The organism is Streptococcus sp. sy018 (genome assembly GCF_007859185.1).
GTDB lineage: Bacteria > Bacillota > Bacilli > Lactobacillales > Streptococcaceae > Streptococcus.
This window is the reverse complement of the sequence record NZ_VOHN01000001.1, coordinates 207498-228659: the sequence shown is the minus strand read 5'-3', so window position 1 is coordinate 228659 and position 21162 is coordinate 207498. Positions and strand designations below refer to the sequence as shown.

Here is a 21162-nt window from a genome sequence, read left to right as displayed (position 1 = left end):
TCCCTTAATTTTGGTTAATATCTGCTTCCAACACGTTATAAAAATCAGCTATTGATTTCAAATCTTTGGTTGTTGCCATAGCTTCTTGATAACTAGCTTGCTTGGTCAAAAGTTCAGCAATAGCTGATTCCAAGTTCTCCAAAGTCAAGTCTTCTTCAAGTAACTGTTTCGCATAACCTTGTTTCTCAAAATAAGCAGCATTTTCCAGTTGATCGCCACGACTAGCCTCTTTACCCAAAGGAACAATCACATGAAGTTTTTTCATCGCTAACAACTCAAATAAGGTATTGGCTCCCCCACGAGTCACCACAACATCAGCCATTGCCATCAAAGGTTGATAAAAATCCGTTACATAATCAACACGGTAAAGATTTTTCGTGAGTTGGTTAAGGCTAGTATCACCAGATAAATTGATAACATTATAACGCTTAATCAATTCTGGTTCTTGGCTAATGAAGTCATTAAAAACCTTGGCTCCGCCAGAACCGCCAACAAACAGAATGGTTTTTAATTGTGCATCAAACTGGTCGCGGATAAAATCAACTTGGGTCATGTCAACACTGTCTTGATCAATTTTTGTGATTGCTCCAACATGTTCTTCCTTAGCTAAATTAGCTTGTTTAAAGGTTGTGTACATCTTTGTCGCAAATTTATAAGCGATTTTATTGGCCAAACCCATAGACAAATCTGACTCATGAATAAAGACTGGAACAGACAAAATTTTTGCTGCAATGACTGGAGGAACTGAAACAAAGCCTCCTTTTGAAAAGAGAGCGTTAGGTCGGATTTTAGCTACAATGACTAAAGATTGTAAAATACCATAGGCTACCTTAAATAAGTCTAGAAAATTCTGCCAACTGAAATAACGACGTAATTTCCCTGTTGCAATGCCATGGAAAGTTACTGAAAGACCTGATTGAATAATGGTTTGGTATTCAACACCATTTTTATCACCAATGTAGTGCACTTCCCAACCATCTGACAAAAATCTAGGAATCAGAAGTAGATTCAGGGTAACATGACCAACTGTTCCACCACCTGTGAAAATAATTTTTTTCTTGGTCATGCTTGTTCTCCCTTGATTTTTTCAACTGTTTGGATAAACTCATCTCCACGTTCTTCGAAGTTGAGGTATTGGTCCCAACTCGCGTTAGCAGGACTAAGCAAAACCACATCATCAGCACTGGCTAAATTAAAAGCTAATTCCGTAGCTTCTGCCACATTATCAGCCATTACCCAAGGCAGAGCTGTTTTTTCTGCCAGTTCTTTCAAACGTGGAGCCACTTCGCCGATTAAAACTAACTGCTTAATTCCCTGTAAATCTGGCAAAAGCTCATCAAAAGCATTACCACGATCCAAACCACCTAGGATTAAAAGCACTTGCTTGTTATCAAAGCCTGAGAGGGCCTTTTGGGTCGCTTGAATATTGGTTGACTTACTATCATTATAAAAACGCACCTGTTTCACCGTTCCTAAATCTTGCAAACGGTGCTTGACACCAGAAAAACGAGTAATACCTTCTTTAATCGCTTGATTGTCAATACCAGATAATTTAGCCACTGCAATAGTTGCCAAGGCATTTTCTATATTATGAAGACCAGGAACACCAATCTCATCAGCTGACATAATCAACTCTTTCTTAAAGTAAAGTTGGTTTTCAAACAGATAGGCACCGTCCACTTTTTCAGTAACTGAAAAAGGAACAACAGTGGCTTTACTTGTTTTAGCCAATTCCTTGGCCAACTCTTGTGTGACATTCAAAATCAAAAAATCTTCTTCAGACATTTGCTCTTGAATCTTCCACTTTGCTGCCACATAGTCGTCAAACTCACCGTGATAGTCTAAATGACTTGCAACAAAGTTAGTAATCACGGCAATATGGGGCTTAAATTCCTTAACTCCCATCAATTGAAAACTCGATAACTCAGTAATCATCACATCAGATGCCGTTGCTGTTTGAGCTACTTCGCTAGCAGGAAAGCCAATATTTCCCGCTAATAAGCCTGGACGCCCTGCACACTCAAAAACATTAGCAATCATGGTTGTTGTTGTTGTTTTGCCATTTGAACCAGTAATACCAATAATTGACGCCTCAGAAATCAAATAAGCTAATTCAACTTCAGTAAAAATAGGCAAACTCTTCGCCAAAGCAGCTACAACCATAGGATTACTGTAAGGAATCCCTGGATTTTTAACCATCAAGGCAAATTCTTCTTCTAATAATTCCACTGGATGATGACCACAAATCACTTTCATCCCCATGCTTAATAACTCTTTAGCCATGGGATTTTCTTCCAAGGCTTTTCCATCATTAACCGTAACTAAAGCACCTAATTGGTGCAATAACTTAGCAGCTGCTAGTCCTGAACGAGCCAAACCCAGTACCAAGACTTTCTGATTTTTAAACCGACTAATCATTTTCATATCGTTTTTATCTCATTCTAATCTTTCTATTTCTATCTATTTTACCTTTAATTAAGGGAATTTTCAAGATTAAAGAAAAAGGAAGACCCGACAAGTCTTCCTTTCATTTCTTCGATTGATTTGATTTAGTAGTCAGAGCAAACATGTCTTTTAAAGCTAAAACACCTACCAAAGTCATTAACAAGCCAACAAAAATCTCTGGTGGCGATTGACTCAACTGGGTAAAACTCAAGATAGCTAAAACCACAAAACTACCCACCAAACCCACAATAAAAATGATATTTAGGGTATTCTTGATTGATTTAGGTGCTGCAAAAAAATAGTAACCCAAAATCATCAAGGCAATAATGAGATAAAACATTAGCTCACCTCTTCATAAAAAATCTTATTCAGCAGATTTTTTCTTCTTGTTAGCCTTGTCACGCCCTTGTTTATCAAGAATCTGCTTACGCAAGCGAATTGACTCAGGTGTCACTTCCATATACTCATCATCATTCAAAAATTCAAGTGATTCTTCCAAAGTCAAAATACGTGGGGTCTTAATTACTGACGTTTGGTCTTTAGTTGCCGAACGCACGTTTGTCATCTGCTTGGCTGTTGTAATATTAACTGTCAAGTCATTATCACGAGAGTTTTCTCCGATAATCATCCCTTCGTAAACTTCTGTACCTGGATTAACAAAGATCGTACCACGTTCTTCAATACGCATGATTGAGTACGTTGTTGCCTTACCAGCATCAATAGAAACCAAGGCACCACGGTGACGTCCACCGATTTCTCCTGGAACGACTGGTAAATATTGATCAAAGGTATGGTTCATAATCCCATAACCACGCGTCATTGATAAGAACTCGGTTGAGTAACCAATCAAACCACGCGCTGGAACAAGGAAAATTAAACGTGTTTGACCATTACCAACCATTTGCATATCAAGCATGTCACCCTTACGCTCTGACAAGGATTGAATTACGGCACCTTGATATTCTTCTGGAGTATCAATTTGAACACGCTCAAACGGCTCCATCTTGACCCCATCAATTTCTTTGATGATAACTTCTGGACGAGAAACTTGCAATTCATAACCTTCACGACGCATGGTTTCAATCAAAATGGACAAGTGCAATTCACCACGACCTGACACTGTCCATTTATCTGGCGAATCCGTTGGATCAACACGCAAGGAAACGTCTGTCTGCAATTCTGCTAATAAACGTTCTTCAACCTTACGAGAAGTTACCCATTTTCCTTCACGACCGGCAAATGGCGAATTATTAACCAAGAAAGTCATTTGAAGGGTTGGTTCATCAATACGCAATACCGGCAATGGTTCTACTGCATCTGTCGGTGTCACTGTTTCACCAACAAAGATGTCTTCCATACCTGATACCGCAATCAAATCACCTGCCTTAGCTTCTTGGATTTCACGACGTTCAAGACCAAAGAAACCAAAGAGTTTCGTTACACGGAAATTTTTCGTTGTGCCGTCAAGTTTTGAAAGGGTAACTTGATCACCAACTTTAACACTTCCACGGAAGATACGACCGATACCAATACGACCAACAAAGTCATTGTAATCTAGTAGTGATACTTGGAATTGTAGCGGCTCATCTGAATTATCCACTGGTGCAGGAATATGATCGATGATGGTATCAAAAATTGGTGCCATCGTCGCTTCTTGGTCAGCCGGATTATCTGATAAAGACGATGTTCCGTTAATCGCTGAAGCATAAACAACAGGGAATTCTAATTGGTCATCATCTGCTCCTAATTCAATAAAGAGTTCAAGCACTTCGTCAACAACTTCTTCAGGACGTGCTGATGGTTTATCAATTTTATTGACAACCACGATTGGTGTTAGGTTCTGTTCCAAGGCTTTTTTCAATACAAAGCGAGTTTGTGGCATAGTTCCTTCATAGGCATCAACAACCAAAACAACACCATCTACCATTTTCATGATACGTTCAACTTCTCCACCGAAGTCCGCATGTCCTGGGGTATCCATAATATTGATACGAACATCATTGTAGGCAACGGCTGTATTTTTAGCAAGGATAGTAATCCCACGCTCTTTTTCTAAATCATTTGAGTCCATGGCACGTTCGTCCAAAGTCGTACGTTCGTCCAAGGTTTGTGATTGTTTCAATAATTCATCAACAAGGGTTGTTTTTCCGTGGTCAACGTGGGCAATAATGGCAACGTTACGGATATCTTCTCTTAATTTTGTCATGTTTTCCTCTTAATTCTTAGATTAACCCCTGTATTATATCATAAATTCTCTTAAATAAGCACTAGAAACCTCTTGTAAACGTTTTTTACTCAATTAAAATACGATAATTTCTTCAATCCTGTCCATTTACTCTCTTCATAAAAATAAAAGCCAGCCGACTAGACTGGACTTTTTCATGATTTAATTTTAGTTTCTTTTACCTTACCATCCCAATAGTCAAAACCATCTTTTAGGACATAAATATCTGTAAATCCTGCTTTTTTCAAGGTTAAAATACTACGAGCAGTATTAGCACCACGGGCATTTTCATACAACAAAACTGGCTTGTCTTTTCTAAGAGCCGACAAAGATTCCTTGAATTGAGCTGCTTGGAAATGTCTAGCACCCAAGATATGCTTGCGTCTAAAACTTTCACCATCACGCAAGTCAATTAACTGCCCCTTAGGCATTAGTGTTTTGAAAGTATCATTATCAACAAATTGAGCTGCTTGACGAACCCGGAAATAATTCCAAAGCAACCAAGCTATAAAACCTAGCAAAATTAACCATACCAATGCTGTTATCATCTTATTCTTCTCTTTCTATTTTCTATCCTAGCTGACGAACTAAACTTGCTGCACCAATGATACCTGCATCATTTCCTAGCTCTGCTAATTTCAACTGAGTGGTTTGACGCACTTGTGGAAAAGCATAACGCTTAAATTGAGTTTCTACACGTTTAAGCAAAAAATCACCTGCCGCTGAAACCCCACCACCAATAACAATGGCACTAGGATTAAGAATATTGCCTAGATTGGCAGCAGCTAAACCAAGATAGTTAGCCACCTTATCCACAATCTGATTAGCCAAGTAATCACCTGATTTAGCTTCATCAAAGATAATCTTACTCGTCACGTCATCGCCATTGTCAATCATTGCTTTAATAGGCGATACTCCTTCATATTCTTCTGCTAAAAGCCTAGCCACTCGTACAATACCTGTCGCTGACGCTACTGTTTCCAAGCAACCTACATTACCGCATGTACAAGCAAAACCTGTTTCAGCCGCTACAATCATGTGACCAATCTCACCACCTGCTCCAGCCACACCATGAATGAGGTTGCCATCAGCAATAATACCGCCACCAACACCTGTACCAAGGGTCATAAAAACGACATCAGATTGATTATCACCAGCACCGACCCAAGCCTCTCCCAAGGCAGCAACATTGGCATCATTATCAATGACAAAAGGCAGTTCTAATTCTGCTTCAATCACTTGACCAATTGCTTGAGTCTTTGCCCAATTCAAATTAAAAGCACCTGTAACCGTTTTTTGCTCACGATTAACTGCTCCTGGGGAACCCATCCCAATACCAATAAAATCAGCCTTGGTCAAGCCATAAAGTTCCCAACGATGCTTAATAGAGGCTATAATATCTGGTAAAATATGACGCCCATCTTCTAAACTATTGGTTGCAATCAACCATTTGTCCTGAACGTCTCCTTCTTGAGTCACGATGCCAAATTTAATGCTCGTGCCACCCAAATCAATTCCTAGTAATTTTCTTGTCATTTTCTTGCTCCTTTTCCAATCGATGCTCCCGTCGTAAAATCAACTCTGCTTGCAAATAATTTTCCCTAGCTAACAAGCCATTTTGATAAAGACGCTCCAATTCAATCTTCATCATCTCAATATCATATAAGCGTTTGCCCAAATAAACAAAGATTCCAAATCGTTTGAGCAACTGTTGAACATCATATAAGTCTTTCATACCCTATTCATTTTAGCAAATTCAAGAACAGTTTTCAATGACCAAAATAGCCAGCTCCTTGTTAGGAACTGACTGCTTTTATTAACCTAATTCAGCTTTAAGCATCCAAATGACCTTATCTGCATCAGCTAGGGCATCTGCAAACAGACCATTAGCAACGGCTTCGCCTTCTTCATCCGTTACTTCTAAACCTTGATGATAAAGTTCTGCTAGATAAGTATAGACTTCAATCAATCGTGTCAAACGATCTGCCATTGGAACATCAAAACTACCTTTAACTTCTTCAAGTTTAGATACTTGATGATATTCTTCAAGAGTTGAGTATGGTGCACCACCCAACATAATCAAACGTTCACTTAATTCATCCAAATGACCATCTAATCCATCAATCAAAGCATCCATCTTTTTATGTAGGTAAAGGAAACCTTGACCACGCATATACCAATGTGCCTGACGAATAATAGAAATAGCCTTATAAATATCAGCTACTGCTTGGTTCAAAACTTCTTTAGTACCGTCATAAGATCTTGTTGTCATTTGTTATACCTCTTTCTATTTTATGTTTTAATTATAATCGTTCTAAAAAACTTTGTCAAGCATTTAACTTTTTAAAACGAATTAGCGAATTAAAAAGTATGAAGACTATTTTAATTTTTTTCCTTGGAGCTAGCCTAGGCTCTTTTTTAGGGTTAGTTTTTGATCGCTTTCCAGAAAAATCTATTCTTTTTCCCCGAAGTCACTGCAACCATTGCAAAAAAACATTAACTGCTAGGGACTTAATTCCAATTTTTTCACAATTGATTAATGGCTCTTGTTGTCGATTTTGTCATGCTAAATTCCCCCTTTGGTATGCTGGACTAGAATTAATGTCTGGACTCGTTGCACTAGCTTGCTATGCAGACGTCATTAGTCCTGCCCAGACCATCTTAATCTATCTCGGTTTAATCCTGACTTTATATGATTTGAAAGAGCAAGCCTATCCTCTTTGTATTTGGCTTATCGGTAGTAGTCTCCTTTTTTTCTTTCATCCTATTAACCAAATTAGCCTATTCTTTTTATTTTTGGCTCTCTTAGCGACTTTTCTTCCGCTTAAAATTGGTAATGGAGACTTTCTCTTTTTGGCTAGTCTAACGTTTACTCTCGATTTTTATCAGCTACTTTATTTACTCCAACTAGCTAGTTTACTAGGATTAACTTATTATTTTATTGGCAAAAATAAGCACAAAAGTATTGCTTTTGTTCCTTTTCTTTTTCTAGCCTATCTTGTGGTTTTATGGCTAAGCTAAATAAAAAAGTTGGAACAAATTGTCCCAACTTTTTTATTCAATGATTTGACTAGCTGATGATAACACTTCTTCTGGAATTGAAATCCCTAACTCAGCTGCAACCTTTTTATTGATCACTGGCTTACCTTCACTAAAAATCTCCACAGGAAGATTTGCAATTTTTTCACCATCAAGTACCTTGGCAACCATTTGACCAGTTGCTACACCTAATTGATATTGATCAATAACTACGGAAGCCAAGCCTCCTTCTGCAACCATCGTATCAACGCTTGGAAAAATTGGTTTTTTCGCTTCCTTAGTTACTGAAACAACGGTCGCAAAAGCACTAGCAATGGTATTATCTAAAGGCACCCATAAGGCATCAACCTTGTCTAACATCACATTCAACGTCGTTGCAATTTCATTGGTTGAAGGAACAGCATAGGTTTCAACTTGGTAACCCTTGGTTTGTGCCATGTTAGCAAATTCTTCAACTTGAGATTTGGAATTATCTTCACTACTGCTATATAAAATCCCAATGGTTTTAACAGATGGTGTCAAGGTCTTAATCAACTCTAGTTGACTAGCTATTGGTGTCTGATCTGAAACCCCTGTGACATTACCATTTGGTTTTTCCAAATCTTTGACCAAATTAGCACCGACTGGATCAGTGACAGCCCCCATAACAACTGGAATAGTTTTGGTCGCATTGGCCAAACCTTGAGCTGCTGGTGTTGCAATCCCAACCAAGACCTGATTGCCATTATTAACCAAAGTCTGACTCATGGTTTGAACCTTACTTTGATCGCCCTCAGCATTTAAAAAATCAATCGTGACACGTTTATCATCGTAACCCGCCTGTTTTAAACCTTCTTGAATACCAGCATAGATAGTGTCTAAGGCCTCATGCGTAACATATTGCAAGACTCCGACCTTGACTTCTTCTTGTGCTGACTCTTGTTTTTTTTGTGAACTGAATACCCCAAAAATAATGAGGGCTAAAAATCCTAAACCTAATAAACTAAACAATCGTTTATTTTTTATCATATCTCTCCCTACTTTCTCTAAGATTATCTGATTAAAGTACAGATGTTTTTCTATTTCTGTTCAATGTATCATAATTCAACTAAAAAGTAAAGGTATTTCAGTTGATTTGAAAAGAAGCTTAAGATTAAGCCTCTTTTTTATAGTTGATAGCTAAATAAAAACCGACAAGTATGGTTAAGGCATTGATGGCAATACCTAAGACCAAGATATTTTGATACACACTTGGAATCAACAGAAATAAAATTCCCCAAAAAGCATACAAACTTGAATTGGTTGAATAAACCACTGCCATCTTATCATGATCATATTCTGCATAAATCAGTTTCTCAAAAATATTACCAGAAATCCCAATAATCACAAAGGCTAGGAAAAAGAGAAAAAGTTTAAGGTAGGGATTGGCTACTAGAAAAACCAATAATAAACACGTGCCTGAAATAATATAGTCCATAAAGAAAAATCGTCTTGGTGAAATCGATAGTTTAGGAGCGATAAAAGCCCCCAGCAAGTCAGCTCCACGCTGGACGGCTAAAACCAATCCAACTAGCTTAATGGAAATCCCTTCTTGTAAAAGGTATAAGGGCATCAAGGTCAGCAATAAATCTGTCCCTCCACTTAGAAATGACTCTACCATCACAATCAAGGACGCATAAGGAGATGAGCGAAAGATGGCAATCGACTGAGCCAAATTTTCTTTTTTGTTAGGTTCCTTGTCAGCTGCCGTTTCTATCGTTTGCTTTGGTTTGAGTTGTATTCGACAAATAAAATAAATGGCAGCCATAAAAAATGGCAAGCTCAGTTGTAGAAGCACCTTATAGGAAATGACAGCTAACAAGCAAGAAGCTAGAAAATTACTCAGTATATCGAGAACATTAGATGTCGCATACTGTAAATCAATCGATTTATCAATCAACTCATCATCGTTATCCAACGTATCTGGGATAATTTTCATCTGCATGGTATTTAACCAAACTGTCACAAGATGAAACAAAAAATTTAAGCCATACATCCAAACCACTTGCCACTTAAACGTCAAGCAACAGATGATTGAGATAATCAAAAATAACTGGCTAACTTGAAAGGCAATCAACCAAGGCTTGTCTTGCTTAATCTGGTCAATCACTGGACCATATAAAAAAGAAGTCAACTGAGGAAGCAAGCCCAGTAAGGCAAATAGAGATAAACTACCTGCATCAATCTGATAAACTTGAATCAAACCAATTGATAAGGCAATCCAATAAAAACTATCTGCAATATTACGACTCGACCGACTTAATATCAAATGATAAAAATTAGCTGTCAAGGATCTAAATGTCATAGCTTGTCACCTCCAATCAATCCTATCCACAAGATATGTTATCGCTTTCTTTATTATCATTTTAACATCTTACAACTTGTTGTCAATAGAAAAAACCACCCTTTGACGAAAGAGTGGTTTTGGAGATTTATGAAAAAGAAAAGTTTTAGGATGTTTACATTATAGCTTCCTTAGCTTAAGTCAACCTTAAAAATTACGCTTAGAACGATTGTAGCCATATTGTTCTATAAAATCTTCTCTAAACTCCAGCAAATTGTCATCTAAAATAGCTTGACGCACACGTTTCATTAAATTAACCAAGAAATAAAGGTTATGGTAACTTGTTAAACGAATACCGAAGGTTTCATCTGCTTTTAAAAGATGACGAATGTAGGCGCGTGTATAATTTTGGCAAGTGTAACAGTCACAATTTGGATCCAGTGGACTGAAATCTTCTGTAAATTGAGCATTTTTGACAACCAAACGTCCCTGACTGGTCATACAGGTCCCATTACGCGCAATACGAGTTGGTAAAACGCAGTCAAACATATCAACACCACGAATAACACCATCAATCAGGCTATCTGGTGCACCTACTCCCATTAAATAACGTGGCTTGTTTTCTGGTAACAATGGCGTTGTGAAATCTAGGACCGCATTCATTTCTTCATGCGTTTCTCCGACAGCCAAACCGCCAATCGAATAACCTGAAAAATCCATGCTGACTAAATCTTGAGCAGACTGACGACGAAGATCTTCAAAACCAGCCCCTTGCACGATTCCAAAAATACCTTGGTCATGTGGACGACGGTGGGCATTCAAGCCACGCTCTGCCCAACGACTAGTGCGTTCAATAGATTTTTTCACATAATCATAGGGCTGATAAAATTGAGGGCATTCATCAAAACTCATCATGATGTCACTACCCAGATTGTTTTGAATGGCAATCGCCTTTTCTGGCGATAAAAACATCTTAGAGCCATTGAGATGATTCTTAAAAGTCACTCCTTCTTCTGTAATTTGACGACTATCTGCTAAAGAATAAACTTGGAAACCACCACTATCTGTCAAAATGGCTTGATCCCAATTCATAAATTTATGCAGACCACCAGCTTGAGCCACCAATTCATCACCTGGGCGTAGCCATAAGTGATAGGTGTTCGATAAAATAATCCCTGAACCCATTTCTTTTAATTCCTCAGGCGACTGAGTTTTAACCGTTGCTAAAGTTCCGACAGGCATAAACATAGGCGTCGGAAAAGTGCCATGTGGAGTAATAATTTCCCCCAAACGAGCACCTGTGTGCTTCTCTTTTTTAATCAAACGATATTGAATTGGATGTTGCGTCATCTTATCTCCTTTACTTTGCAACTGGAAAATACAGTTCCAGGCTTTCTTGACTCCCATATTTTACCAAAAAAATGAACTACTGTCATGAGATATGATATAATGAAAATAAGACAAAAGGAGACTACTACTATGATGACCAATAAATCTATTCGCCAAGCAGCTAGGCATCAACTAAAACAAACACCAAATAAATATAAAATTTTCTTAACTCCGATTTTACTCATCCTTATCTATACAGGTATAGAAAGAATACTCTTTAAAGATGATGTTAATTCATTAATTTTTATCTTTATTCCTATAATGGCTTCCCTTTTTATTCTCTCAGCTAGTTTGACCATGTTAGACATTTGGCGTAAAAAACAAACGAGTCCAACATTTACAGATAGCACACGGGGTTTTTCGCTATCTTTTCTTGGTAAGTATATCCTCGTTTCCCTGTTACGTTTCATTTACTTTATCCCTTTTATTGTTCTTTTTATCATCAGTTCTGCTACTATACTGTTTCTGTTATATTCATATACACCCTTAGGCAATCACACCCTTGTTCTCAATGATATTAGCACAACGTTTGGATGGGGCATTAGCCTAATCGTTATCTTTATTTTATTTGCATTGATTTTTCTTGCCCCTTGGCATTATGCTTTTTCTCAAGCTGAATTTATCCTTGCTGAACAACTAGCACTAAATACCTATACAACCCCTCATCACGTTTTAATGACTAGTCGTCGTTTAATGAAAGGCCATCGAAAACAAGCCTTTTTCTTAGACTTATCTTTTATCGGTTGGTTCATCTTAAACGAATTGACTGCCAATCTTTTGATGATATATATTCTACCTTACTATACTACTGCCAAAGTGGTCTTCTATGATCAACTCACAAAACATCACCAATCATAAAAGGCTTAGACAACCGTCTAAGCCTTTTTTTCTTGACACCAGGGACAAATCCCATAAATCATGGTCTGCGTTTTGGTAATCTTAAAACCTGTTTCAGCTTGAATAGCTAATTTCACATCAGGTAGGTTAGTTAGCATGACATCAACAATTCTCCCACAATTTTGACAAATAACATGGGGATGGTGATGACCTAAAAAGTCATAATAGCTGGTGTTATCTTGTGGTAATTTTAACTCACTAACAAAACCCTCATCAACCAGAACCTTGAGATTATTGTAAACAGTTGCCAAACTCATGCTAGGATAGTTTGGTAACAAATCTTGATAGATTTTCTCTGCACTTGGATGTTCATGACTAGCAATCATATAGGCCAAAATTGCCTTCCGTGTATCCGTCAATCGAATATGACGTTCTTTTAGCTCTTCCAATGTTTCTTCATAAATCATACGATCTGTTTCTGATAAGATGATCACAGCCACACCTCCCAACCTCTTTATTTTAATTTCATGTGAAGTAAATCAATCATCGACCAAGTTATTGATACCTAAATTTCTTCAACAACTGACTAATGGCCTATTTTGCCTCGTACCAGGTTTGACCATGACTTTGATCAACCAAAAGTGGCACTGCCAGACTAACGGCATTCTCCATAGTATCCTTAACCAAAATTTGAACTTCTTCTAGTTCTTCTTTAGGCAACTCCAAGACGATTTCATCATGCACCTGCAAAAGCATTCTGGCTTTCAACCCTCTTTCAGTTAGTTGTTTATCTAATTCAATCATAGCTATTTTTAGAATATCAGCGGCACTCCCTTGAATTGGAGAATTGATGGCCGTTCGTTCCGCAAAGCTACGCAGATTAAAATTACGCGAATGGATGTCTGGCAATTCACGCCGACGTTTAAAGATGGTTTCAACATACCCTTTAGTTTTAGCGTCTGCGACAATCTGATCCATGTAGGTCTTAATCCCTGGATAACGTGCAAAATAGGTTTCGATATAAGTTTTAGCTGCTTGGCGGCTAATGCCTAAGTTATTAGACAGACCAAAATCAGAAATCCCATAAACCACTCCGAAGTTAACCGCCTTGGCATTGCGACGGTCATTATCTGTCACTTGATCTGGACTGGCAATGCCAAAAACCCGCATGGCTGTTGAGGTATGAATATCCACCCCTTGCTTAAAGCCGTCAATCAAATGCTCATCACCAGAGATATGAGCCAAGACCCGCAATTCAATTTGAGAATAATCTGAACTCAACAACAACCAATCTGGATGTGACGGTCTGAATGCCTTACGAATCAAACGCCCTTGTTCTAAACGAATAGGAATATTTTGCAAATTAGGATCGGTACTAGACAGACGACCTGTTTGGGTTAAATCTTGTACATAACGTGTATGAATTTTATGATCGTCTAAAATATAATCTTGTAAACCAAGAATATAGGTGGACTGCAATTTGGTAATTTGACGATAATCTAAAATCTTTCTAACCAAGTCTGACTGATGAGCCAAACGCTCCAAAACATCAGCTGCTGTTGAATAACCTGTCTTGGTTTTCTTGGTAGCTGATAGCGGCAGCCCCATTTTTTCAAACAAGATAACTCCCAACTGCTTGGGCGAATTGATATTAAAAGTTTCACCAGCCAAGTCATAGATTTCTTCTGTTAGTTGATCAATCACCAACTGATTTTCCAAAGCCATCTCTTGTAAACTGGATTGCTCAACCTTAATACCTGCTATTTCCATCTTGGCTAAAACAAAAGCCAAAGGCAATTCCATCTCGTAGAATAACTCTTCCTGCTGATTATCTTTTAGAGCTTGACTCATTATCGGTTCTGTTTCTATCAAAACTTGAATCTTTCTTGCCAAATGAGCATGGAAGAGTTCATCTTCTGGTAAGGCACGTTTGACACCTTTGCCATAAACTTGTTCATCACTACTTAGTTGCCCCTTGCCGTATAGACGAGCAATGGTTGCCAAGTCATTATCTTCAACGGTGGATAACAAGTACTTGGCCAAGCGGCTATCATAGCTAGCCATTGGCAAATCAATGCCTAATTGATGCAACAAGACTTTGGTTCGCTTACTGTCATAAGTTTTGATCGGTTGCGATAACACTTTTTTAAATAAGTCTGTGTTTAATAAAGAAAGATTTTGACTGACATAAATCCTTTGTTCATTTCCCCAAGCAAAACCAACAATATCTTCTACATGATAATTATCATTTAAGATTTCAAAGTAAAAGAATTGGTCCTCTGAAAACATCTCAGCACTAAGATCTTCTGTGACTAATTGATAAGCAATCTTTTCTGCGGCTGGTTCTGGTAAATCCAAGGCTTGACGGAACTGTCTAAAGTCCATTTCCTCATAGAAAGTAGCAAGGCTGGTTAGGTTTGGACCTTGATAAAGTAAATCATCTAAGCCAATCGTCACTGGTGCTTGGGTGTTGATGGTCGCCAAGGTCTTAGATAAAAAAGCCTGCTCTTTATCTGCGATTAAGTTTTCTTTCATCTTAGAAGATTTTAGCTCGTCCAAACGTTCATATAAATTTTCTAGACTGCCAAATTCATGCAAGAGCTTCAGACCAGTTTTCTCACCAATCTTAGTCACACCAGGAATATTATCCGACTTATCTCCCATTAGGGCTTTGAGATCCACAAATTGTTGCGGTGTTAAACCTAATTTTTCCTTGAGATAGATCGGTGTGAACGCTTCAAACTCTGCCACACCTTTTTTAGAAATCTCAACCACGGTATTCAGATCTGTAAGCTGAATCAAGTCCTTATCACCACTAACAATGGTGATCTCAAAAGGTTGATCAGATGTTTCTGCTAACTTAGCTAAGGTACCGATAATATCATCTGCTTCATAATTGGGCAAATCATAATAGGTAATCCCCAAATGGGTCAACATCTCACGAATATAAGGAAACTGCTCACGAAATTCTTCAGGCGTTTTTGCCCGACCAGCCTTATAGTCTGTAAATAAGTCTGTCCGAAAGGTCGTTTTGCCAGCATCAAAAGCCACTAGGACGTGGGTTGGCTGCAAACGTTCCATCATGTGATCCAGCATAAGATGAAAACCGTAAATGGCATTTGTATGCAAACCAGTTTGATTTTTGAAACGATCTAATTGATTGTATAGGGCAAAAAAGGCTCTAAACGCGACCGATGACCCATCAATGAGTAATAATTTTTTCTTTTCTAACATGCTATTATTATAACATAATTTACCAAGCAGGAAAAAGAAAGAGAAGCACCCGCTTCTCTTTAGCTTTTATAATTTTTTAACAAATTCTGATTTTAATTTCATAGCACCAAAACCATCAACCTTACAGTCAATATTGTGGTCACCTTCAACCAATCGAATATTTTTAACACGAGTTCCTTGTTTAATATCCTTAGGAGCTCCTTTAACTTTCAAATCCTTAATAACTGTTACACTATCGCCGTCTGCTAGACGCGTACCATTGCTATCAAGAACAACTAATTCATCACTGTCTTCTACCGTTTCATTTGGATTCCACTCATAGGCACACTCTGGACAGATGTAAAGATCGCGATCTTCATAGACATATTCTGATTGACATTTTGGACAATTCGGCATGATTTTCTCCTTTTTATTCTACTGTAACTGATTTCGCAAGGTTACGTGGTTTATCCACATCCAAACCACGTTGCAGTGACGCATAGTAAGCCACTAACTGAGTTGGAATAACCATAGCAATGCTAGATAGATAAGGGTGAACGCTACTCACAACAATATCATCATCTTCTTTGTTAATACCTTCTTCAACGATGGTCAACACATGAGCACCACGAGCTGCAACTTCTGCTACATTACCACGAACATGTGGTGCTAGGATTGAATTATTTGACATCAAGGCAATCACTGGTGTTCCATCTTCAATCAATGAAATTGTCCCATGTTTCAATTCACCCGCAGCAAATCCTTCACATTGAATATAAGAAATTTCTTTCAGTTTAAGGGCAGCCTCCATAGCAACATAATAATCGCTACCACGACCGATATAAAAGGCATTGCGAGCTGTTGAGAGCAATTCTTCCACCTTATTGGCAATCATTTCCTTATCAGACAGACTGGCTTCAATAGATTGTGCCACAAGTGACAACTCATGAACCACATCAAAGGCGGCTGCTTTCGTATTATTGTTTGCTTGACCAACTGCCTTAGCCAAGAAAGCCATCGTCGCAATTTGTGCCGTATAGGCTTTGGTTGAAGCTACTGAAATCTCAGGACCTGCATGAAGCAACATCGTATGACTCGCTTCACGAGATAGAGTTGAACCTGGAACATTAGTAATTGTTAAACTTGGCAAGCCTAATTCATTCACCTTAACCAAGACTTGACGGCTATCAGCGGTTTCACCAGATTGGGTTAAGAAGATAAACAAGGGTTTTTGACTCAAAAGCGGCATACCATAACCCCACTCAGAAGCAATTCCCAACTCTACTGGTGTGTCAGTCAATTCTTCCAAAAATTGTTTCGAGGCAAAACCAGCATGGTAAGACGTTCCTGCTGCAATGATATACAGACGGTCAGCTTCTTGAACAGCTTTAACGATAGCTGGATCAACTGCCATATTTCCATTTGCATCTGCGTAAGTCGAAATTAACTTACGCATCACACTTGGTTGCTCGTCAATTTCTTTTAACATGTAGTGAGGATAAGTTCCCTTACCAATATCTGACAAATCAAGTTCTGCCGTGTAGGCCTCACGCTCCAATGAATTACCTGAGTAGTCTTGAACAGAAACACTATCCTTAGTCAATACTACCAACTCCTGATCGTGAATCTCCATGTATTGATTGGTTTCACGAATCATGGCCATCGCATCTGAACAGACCATGTTATAACCCTGACCAAGCCCAATTAAAAGTGGTGACTTATTTTTAGCCACATAAATAGTATCCGCATCTTCCTTATCAATCAAAGCAAAGGCATAAGATCCCTTAATCAATTGAAGAGCCTGACGAAAGGCTGACAAGGTATCTAGGCCATCTTCTTCGACAAATTTACCAATCAAGTGAACAGCCACTTCTGTATCGGTTTGCCCCTTAAAATGATGTCCTGCTAGATAATCTTCTTTCAGTTCAGCGTAGTTCTCAATCACCCCATTATGAACCAAGGTCAAACGTCCTGTTTCTGATTGATGAGGATGAGCATTTTCTTCTAGCGGTTTACCATGAGTTGCCCAACGTGTATGACCAATACCACGGTCTCCCAGCTCTTGATTGCCAACTTTATCACGTAAATCAGCGATGCGACCAACCGACTTAATCAAGGCAGTCTTATCTCCTGCTGTCACAAAAATTCCCGCTGAGTCATAGCCACGATACTCTAATTTTTCTAAACCTTGTAATAAAATATCAGTTGCATTAGAATTTCCAACAACTCCTACAATTCCACACATATCATTCTATCTAGTCACTCGGACTATTTCTCCTTTATAAAATTGGTCTAGTCATTTTTATAATCATAAACTAACCCTTATCAGTATATTACTTTATAAAATCTTTGTCAAGAATTTCACGTATGTACAATTGGTCTAGTCATTTAAAGAAAAAGACCAGCAAAAGCTGATCTTCTATTCTGTCCGAATAAAACCAAAATCATCCATGGGCCAGAGCCTAAATTCAACCACGCCCTTTATCTGACTTTTTTTGATCAAACCAAATTGACGACTATCTGCTTGATTCTTACGATTATCATTAAGAATGAGATAGTAATCCTCAGGAATATTTGTTAGAGATTTCCCAGTCAGTGTTGTCAAATCAAAATCATCAGTAAAACTAGGTGACATGTCATTGGTCACATATTGATTTTTTAAACTAGTTAAATAAGGCTCGTCCTGAGCTTGATTATTACGATAGAAAATATCATCCATATAAACAACAGAATCGCCTGCTTCTGCAATAAGACGACCAATATAAGTCTTACCTTCAACATCATATTGCACAAAGTCGTGCAAACTTAATTCTTTCTTTTTGTTGATTAAAACCAAATCGCCTGTTCTTAAATAAGTATTGCTCTCCGCTTCTGTAATCTTGGCAGTTGAAAAGACAAACGTTCGTAATCCAAGAAAAACACCAGCTATTAAGAGTAAACCAAATATATTTCTGATAAAATCTCGTTTAAGCATCCTAGCCCCCTTATTCTTTTTCCATTTAACCATTATATCATGTTTTAATGGCATATTCTAGCTTATTATTTTTGAAAATAGAATAAACAAATTGTAAGGCAGTACTCTTTTATCAATCATAAAAAGTTACCAAAATAAACTTTGGTAACTTTTAGATCATTTTATTATTTAACTGTGCGAATACGCATTGTGTTCGTACCACCAGAACCAACTGGTACACCAGCAACAATAACGATATTATCACCAGTTTCAACCAAACCTGATTCAAGTGCCATTTTCTCAGCCAAGTCAAACATATCATCTGTTGATGCAGGTTTAGCTGTCACAACTGGAATGACACCCCAGTTAATCATCAATGATTTTTGAGTTTTTTCATCAAAAGTCACTGCCAAGATATCTGCATCTGGACGGTATTTAGAAATCGCACGAGCCGTATTACCTGATTCTGTAATGGTCACAACCAACTTGATATTCATTGAGTTAGTTGCATCTTTAACAGCAGATGTAATAACTTCTGTTTGATTGCTACGATCATAGCTTGATGGATCAAGACGACCGTATTCGCTAAGTAGAGCTTGACCATTTTTAGCAACAGTTGCCATTGTACGCACTGATTCTACTGGGTATTTACCATTTGCAGACTCACCTGACAACATTGTTGCATCGGTACCATCAATAACCGCATTGAAAACATCTGATACTTCTGAACGTGTTGCACGAGGTTTTTCAGTCATTGTTTCAAGCATGTTTGTTGCAGTGATAACAGCTTTACCAGCAGCGTTAACTTTCTTGATAATAACTTTTTGATAAACTGGAACCATTTCAAATGGTACTTCGATACCCATATCTCCACGAGCAATCATGATACCATCTGCTGCTTCGATGATTTCATCAAGGTTATCAATACCTTGTTGGTTCTCAATCTTAGCAAACAATTTAACATGACCATTACCAGTTTCTTCACAGATAGCACGGACTTCTTCTACGTCTTTAGCTGTACGAACAAATGAAATGGCAATAAAGTTCAAACCTTGTTCAAGACCAAAACGAATATCTGCATTGTCACGCTCAGCAAGAGCTGGGAATGGAATTGAGGTATTTGGAATGTTTACACCTTTTTGTTTAGCGATAACGCTATCGTTTTCAACTTCTACTTCAAATTCACGAGTGGCATTATCTTTAGCGATAACACGAAGACCCAATTTACCATCATCAACAAGAATTTGTTGACCAACAGCCACATCATCAAAAATATCCAAACCACCAGCAACGTTAAGGGCAATCACATCACGAGTTGATTTAATACCTTGTTTTGTCGCAACACGGATTTTTTCACCAGTTGTGTAGTCGTACTCTTTTGCGTCACCTTCAAATAATTCCGTACGGATTTCTGGACCTTTAGTATCTAACAAGAAACCAACTTTTTGGTTAGCAATTTCTTCGGCACGACGAACCACTGCCATACGTTGACCTTGCTCTTCATGGTCACCATGTGAAAAGTTAAAACGGAATACATTGGCACCTTCTTTAATCAACTGAGCGATACGTTGAGCTGATGCTTCAACATCAAGGCTCTCACCCCAGTAACCATCTTCACCAAATTTTTTACCACCACGGAATTCCACCGCTGGACCAAGGGTTGCAACAATTTTTACACGCTTATTCATTTATTCTTTACTCCTATTTGATATTTTTATCGCTTAACGCGCCAAACCTTTATTCAATTTAGCAAAATCCAGACGGGCTTTATGTGGGTTATTAACCACAATCTTACCATCTTCAGTCAGGCTAAACAAAGCACCTTCTTCTGCTGTTCCAAGAATTGGACTCTCAATCAATTGCTCGTTTTTCACACCAACAGCGAGACCACCTTTACCAGCTTTAAGTAATTCAACCGCATGTGATCCCATCCAAGAAGCTAAGACACGGTCACGAGGCGATGGTGTTCCACCACGTTGGATGTGACCCAAGTTTGTGATACGAAGATCGCTTGTGTCACCTGCTTCACGCATTTGTTTGGCAAATTCTTCACCACTCATCACACCCTCAGCAAGAACGATAATAAAGTGATCTTTTTTCTTCACTTCATAACCTTCTTTAAGGTTGGCAACAACTTCTTTCATATCAAACGGTTCTTCTGGGATTACAATAATGTCTGCACCAGTAGCAATACCTGCCCAAAGAGCAATATCACCTGCGTTGCGTCCCATAACTTCAACGATAAAGGTACGACCATGACTAAATGATGTATCACGAATTTTATCAATAGCTTCTGTTGCTGTTCGAACAGCTGTATCGAAACCAATCGTATAATCTGTTCCAACAATATCATTGTCAATGGTTCCTGGAATACCAATTGCTGGGAAACCATGCTCTGTCAAACGCATAGCACCATGGTAAGAACCGTCACCACCGATAACAACTACACCTTCAATACCATGTTTTTTCAATTGTTCAATTCCAGCTAATTGTCCTTCTAACTTGGCAAATTCAGGATAACGAGCAGATTTTAGGAAAGTGCCACCATGTGAGAGAATATTAGACACACTCTTAGCGTCCATTGGGAAAATATCTCCCTCAACCATACCAGCATAGCCACGATTGATACCGTAAACTTCCATTCCTTCTGAAATTGCTTTACGAACAACTGCTCGAATCGCATTATTCATTCCTGGAGCGTCACCACCACTGGTTAAAACAGCAATACGTTTCATTTATCTTTGTACTCCTTTTTCTTTT

Annotated in this window: 20 protein-coding genes; 2 read left to right on the top strand and 18 right to left on the bottom strand. The window is 38.3% G+C overall.

Annotated features, from left to right (window positions below; translation table 11 throughout):
- Positions 1 to 4: 4 nt before the first annotated feature.
- The 8 genes from FRX52_RS01130 to FRX52_RS01095 form a co-directional block, all read right to left on the bottom strand.
- Positions 5 to 1066 (bottom strand): UDP-N-acetylglucosamine--N-acetylmuramyl-(pentapeptide) pyrophosphoryl-undecaprenol N-acetylglucosamine transferase, encoded by a 1062-nt coding sequence (locus FRX52_RS01130; protein ID WP_146538196.1) that lies wholly within the window; start codon positions 1064 to 1066, stop codon positions 5 to 7.
- A complete protein-coding gene (gene murD, locus FRX52_RS01125) occupies positions 1063 to 2424 on the bottom strand; it encodes a UDP-N-acetylmuramoyl-L-alanine--D-glutamate ligase (protein ID WP_146538195.1) in 1362 nt (453 codons plus the stop codon). Before murD ends, FRX52_RS01130 begins: the two co-directional genes overlap by 4 nt.
- A gap of 103 nt (positions 2425 to 2527) precedes the next feature.
- A complete protein-coding gene (locus tag FRX52_RS01120; protein ID WP_146460155.1) occupies positions 2528 to 2785 on the bottom strand; it encodes a DUF3165 family protein in 258 nt (85 codons plus the stop codon).
- 24 nt (positions 2786 to 2809) lie between these two features.
- The gene (typA, locus tag FRX52_RS01115) at positions 2810 to 4651 is read right to left on the bottom strand and encodes a translational GTPase TypA (RefSeq protein WP_146460152.1); all 1842 of its coding nucleotides are present in this window, start codon (positions 4649 to 4651) and stop codon (positions 2810 to 2812) included.
- Positions 4652 to 4824: 173 nt separating this feature from the next.
- Positions 4825 to 5217 (bottom strand): rhodanese-like domain-containing protein, encoded by a 393-nt coding sequence (locus tag FRX52_RS01110; RefSeq protein WP_146538194.1) that lies wholly within the window; start codon positions 5215 to 5217, stop codon positions 4825 to 4827.
- Between the two features lie 22 nt (positions 5218 to 5239).
- Positions 5240 to 6205: an ROK family glucokinase gene (locus FRX52_RS01105; RefSeq protein WP_146538193.1), complete on the bottom strand. Its 966-nt coding sequence runs from the start codon at positions 6203 to 6205 to the stop codon at positions 5240 to 5242.
- Entirely contained in the window at positions 6180 to 6404 is a 225-nt protein-coding gene (locus FRX52_RS01100; protein ID WP_146460146.1) for a YqgQ family protein, read from the bottom strand. The genes FRX52_RS01105 and FRX52_RS01100 overlap by 26 nt, the downstream gene beginning before the upstream one ends.
- An 81-nt stretch (positions 6405 to 6485) precedes the next feature.
- Positions 6486 to 6941, bottom strand: coding sequence for a DNA starvation/stationary phase protection protein (locus tag FRX52_RS01095; protein WP_146460144.1), 456 nt, complete (start codon positions 6939 to 6941; stop codon positions 6486 to 6488).
- Between FRX52_RS01095 and FRX52_RS01090 the strand changes: the two genes are divergently transcribed.
- A complete protein-coding gene (locus tag FRX52_RS01090; RefSeq protein WP_315897422.1) occupies positions 6935 to 7690 on the top strand; it encodes a prepilin peptidase in 756 nt (251 codons plus the stop codon). The two genes, FRX52_RS01095 and FRX52_RS01090, sit on opposite strands and share 7 nt — an antisense overlap.
- Before the next feature lie 33 nt (positions 7691 to 7723).
- Here FRX52_RS01090 and trpX read toward each other — a convergent pair whose 3' ends face one another.
- The 3 genes from trpX to tgt form a co-directional block, all read right to left on the bottom strand.
- Positions 7724 to 8713 (bottom strand): tryptophan ABC transporter substrate-binding protein, encoded by a 990-nt coding sequence (trpX, locus tag FRX52_RS01085; protein WP_261378947.1) that lies wholly within the window; start codon positions 8711 to 8713, stop codon positions 7724 to 7726.
- Positions 8714 to 8840: 127 nt separating this feature from the next.
- A complete protein-coding gene (locus FRX52_RS01080; RefSeq protein WP_146538191.1) occupies positions 8841 to 10031 on the bottom strand; it encodes an MFS transporter in 1191 nt (396 codons plus the stop codon).
- Between the two features lie 186 nt (positions 10032 to 10217).
- Positions 10218 to 11360: a tRNA guanosine(34) transglycosylase Tgt gene (gene tgt / locus FRX52_RS01075; RefSeq protein WP_146460137.1), complete on the bottom strand. Its 1143-nt coding sequence runs from the start codon at positions 11358 to 11360 to the stop codon at positions 10218 to 10220.
- A 129-nt stretch (positions 11361 to 11489) separates the two neighbouring features.
- On the opposite strand from tgt, the gene FRX52_RS01070 reads away from it, so the two are divergent.
- The gene (locus tag FRX52_RS01070) at positions 11490 to 12257 is read left to right on the top strand and encodes a DUF975 family protein (protein ID WP_186603306.1); all 768 of its coding nucleotides are present in this window, start codon (positions 11490 to 11492) and stop codon (positions 12255 to 12257) included.
- 17 nt (positions 12258 to 12274) lie between these two features.
- On the opposite strand, the gene FRX52_RS01065 is transcribed toward FRX52_RS01070, so the two are convergent.
- The 7 genes from FRX52_RS01065 to pfkA all read right to left on the bottom strand — a co-directional run bounded on the left by FRX52_RS01065 (position 12275) and on the right by pfkA (position 21137).
- Positions 12275 to 12703 carry a Fur family transcriptional regulator gene (locus FRX52_RS01065; protein ID WP_146538366.1) on the bottom strand — a complete coding sequence of 143 codons (429 nt, stop codon included), beginning with the start codon at positions 12701 to 12703 and terminating at the stop codon, positions 12275 to 12277.
- 127 nt (positions 12704 to 12830) lie between these two features.
- Positions 12831 to 15470, bottom strand: coding sequence for a DNA polymerase I (polA, locus tag FRX52_RS01060; RefSeq protein ID WP_146538189.1), 2640 nt, complete (start codon positions 15468 to 15470; stop codon positions 12831 to 12833).
- 66 nt (positions 15471 to 15536) lie between these two features.
- A complete protein-coding gene (locus FRX52_RS01055) occupies positions 15537 to 15866 on the bottom strand; it encodes a zinc ribbon domain-containing protein YjdM (protein ID WP_146460132.1) in 330 nt (109 codons plus the stop codon).
- Positions 15867 to 15879: 13 nt separating this feature from the next.
- Positions 15880 to 17694: a glutamine--fructose-6-phosphate transaminase (isomerizing) gene (gene glmS, locus FRX52_RS01050; RefSeq protein WP_146538188.1), complete on the bottom strand. Its 1815-nt coding sequence runs from the start codon at positions 17692 to 17694 to the stop codon at positions 15880 to 15882.
- A 174-nt stretch (positions 17695 to 17868) separates the two neighbouring features.
- Complete coding sequence (gene lepB, locus FRX52_RS01045) at positions 17869 to 18423, bottom strand: signal peptidase I (RefSeq protein WP_146538187.1); 555 nt, start codon at positions 18421 to 18423, stop codon at positions 17869 to 17871.
- 164 nt (positions 18424 to 18587) lie between these two features.
- The gene (gene pyk / locus FRX52_RS01040; protein ID WP_146538186.1) at positions 18588 to 20090 is read right to left on the bottom strand and encodes a pyruvate kinase; all 1503 of its coding nucleotides are present in this window, start codon (positions 20088 to 20090) and stop codon (positions 18588 to 18590) included.
- A 33-nt stretch (positions 20091 to 20123) separates the two neighbouring features.
- Positions 20124 to 21137, bottom strand: a complete 1014-nt coding sequence (pfkA, locus tag FRX52_RS01035) for a 6-phosphofructokinase (protein WP_146460123.1) — start codon at positions 21135 to 21137, stop codon at positions 20124 to 20126.
- Positions 21138 to 21162 lie beyond the last annotated feature (25 nt).

Excerpts from the sequence above, each read along its gene's own strand:
- typA (WP_146460152.1), bottom strand. The coding sequence starts at position 4,651 with ATGACAAAATTAAGAGAAGATATCCGTAACGTTGCCATTATTGCCCAC.
- lepB (WP_146538187.1), bottom strand. The coding sequence starts at position 18,423 with ATGCTTAAACGAGATTTTATCAGAAATATATTTGGTTTACTCTTAATA.
- pfkA (WP_146460123.1), bottom strand. The coding sequence starts at position 21,137 with ATGAAACGTATTGCTGTTTTAACCAGTGGTGGTGACGCTCCAGGAATG.
- FRX52_RS01120 (WP_146460155.1), bottom strand. The coding sequence starts at position 2,785 with ATGTTTTATCTCATTATTGCCTTGATGATTTTGGGTTACTATTTTTTT.
- FRX52_RS01095 (WP_146460144.1), bottom strand. The coding sequence starts at position 6,941 with ATGACAACAAGATCTTATGACGGTACTAAAGAAGTTTTGAACCAAGCA.
- murD (WP_146538195.1), bottom strand. The coding sequence starts at position 2,424 with ATGAAAATGATTAGTCGGTTTAAAAATCAGAAAGTCTTGGTACTGGGT.
- FRX52_RS01130 (WP_146538196.1), bottom strand. The coding sequence starts at position 1,066 with ATGACCAAGAAAAAAATTATTTTCACAGGTGGTGGAACAGTTGGTCAT.
- FRX52_RS01080 (WP_146538191.1), bottom strand. The coding sequence starts at position 10,031 with ATGACATTTAGATCCTTGACAGCTAATTTTTATCATTTGATATTAAGT.
- FRX52_RS01105 (WP_146538193.1), bottom strand. The coding sequence starts at position 6,205 with ATGACAAGAAAATTACTAGGAATTGATTTGGGTGGCACGAGCATTAAA.
- FRX52_RS01110 (WP_146538194.1), bottom strand. The coding sequence starts at position 5,217 with ATGATAACAGCATTGGTATGGTTAATTTTGCTAGGTTTTATAGCTTGG.
- FRX52_RS01100 (WP_146460146.1), bottom strand. The coding sequence starts at position 6,404 with ATGAAAGACTTATATGATGTTCAACAGTTGCTCAAACGATTTGGAATC.
- FRX52_RS01055 (WP_146460132.1), bottom strand. The coding sequence starts at position 15,866 with ATGCCGAATTGTCCAAAATGTCAATCAGAATATGTCTATGAAGATCGC.
- tgt (WP_146460137.1), bottom strand. The coding sequence starts at position 11,360 with ATGACGCAACATCCAATTCAATATCGTTTGATTAAAAAAGAGAAGCAC.
- FRX52_RS01065 (WP_146538366.1), bottom strand. The coding sequence starts at position 12,703 with ATGATTTATGAAGAAACATTGGAAGAGCTAAAAGAACGTCATATTCGA.
- FRX52_RS01070 (WP_186603306.1), top strand. The coding sequence starts at position 11,490 with ATGATGACCAATAAATCTATTCGCCAAGCAGCTAGGCATCAACTAAAA.
- glmS (WP_146538188.1), bottom strand. The coding sequence starts at position 17,694 with ATGTGTGGAATTGTAGGAGTTGTTGGAAATTCTAATGCAACTGATATT.
- pyk (WP_146538186.1), bottom strand. The coding sequence starts at position 20,090 with ATGAATAAGCGTGTAAAAATTGTTGCAACCCTTGGTCCAGCGGTGGAA.
- polA (WP_146538189.1), bottom strand. The coding sequence starts at position 15,470 with ATGTTAGAAAAGAAAAAATTATTACTCATTGATGGGTCATCGGTCGCG.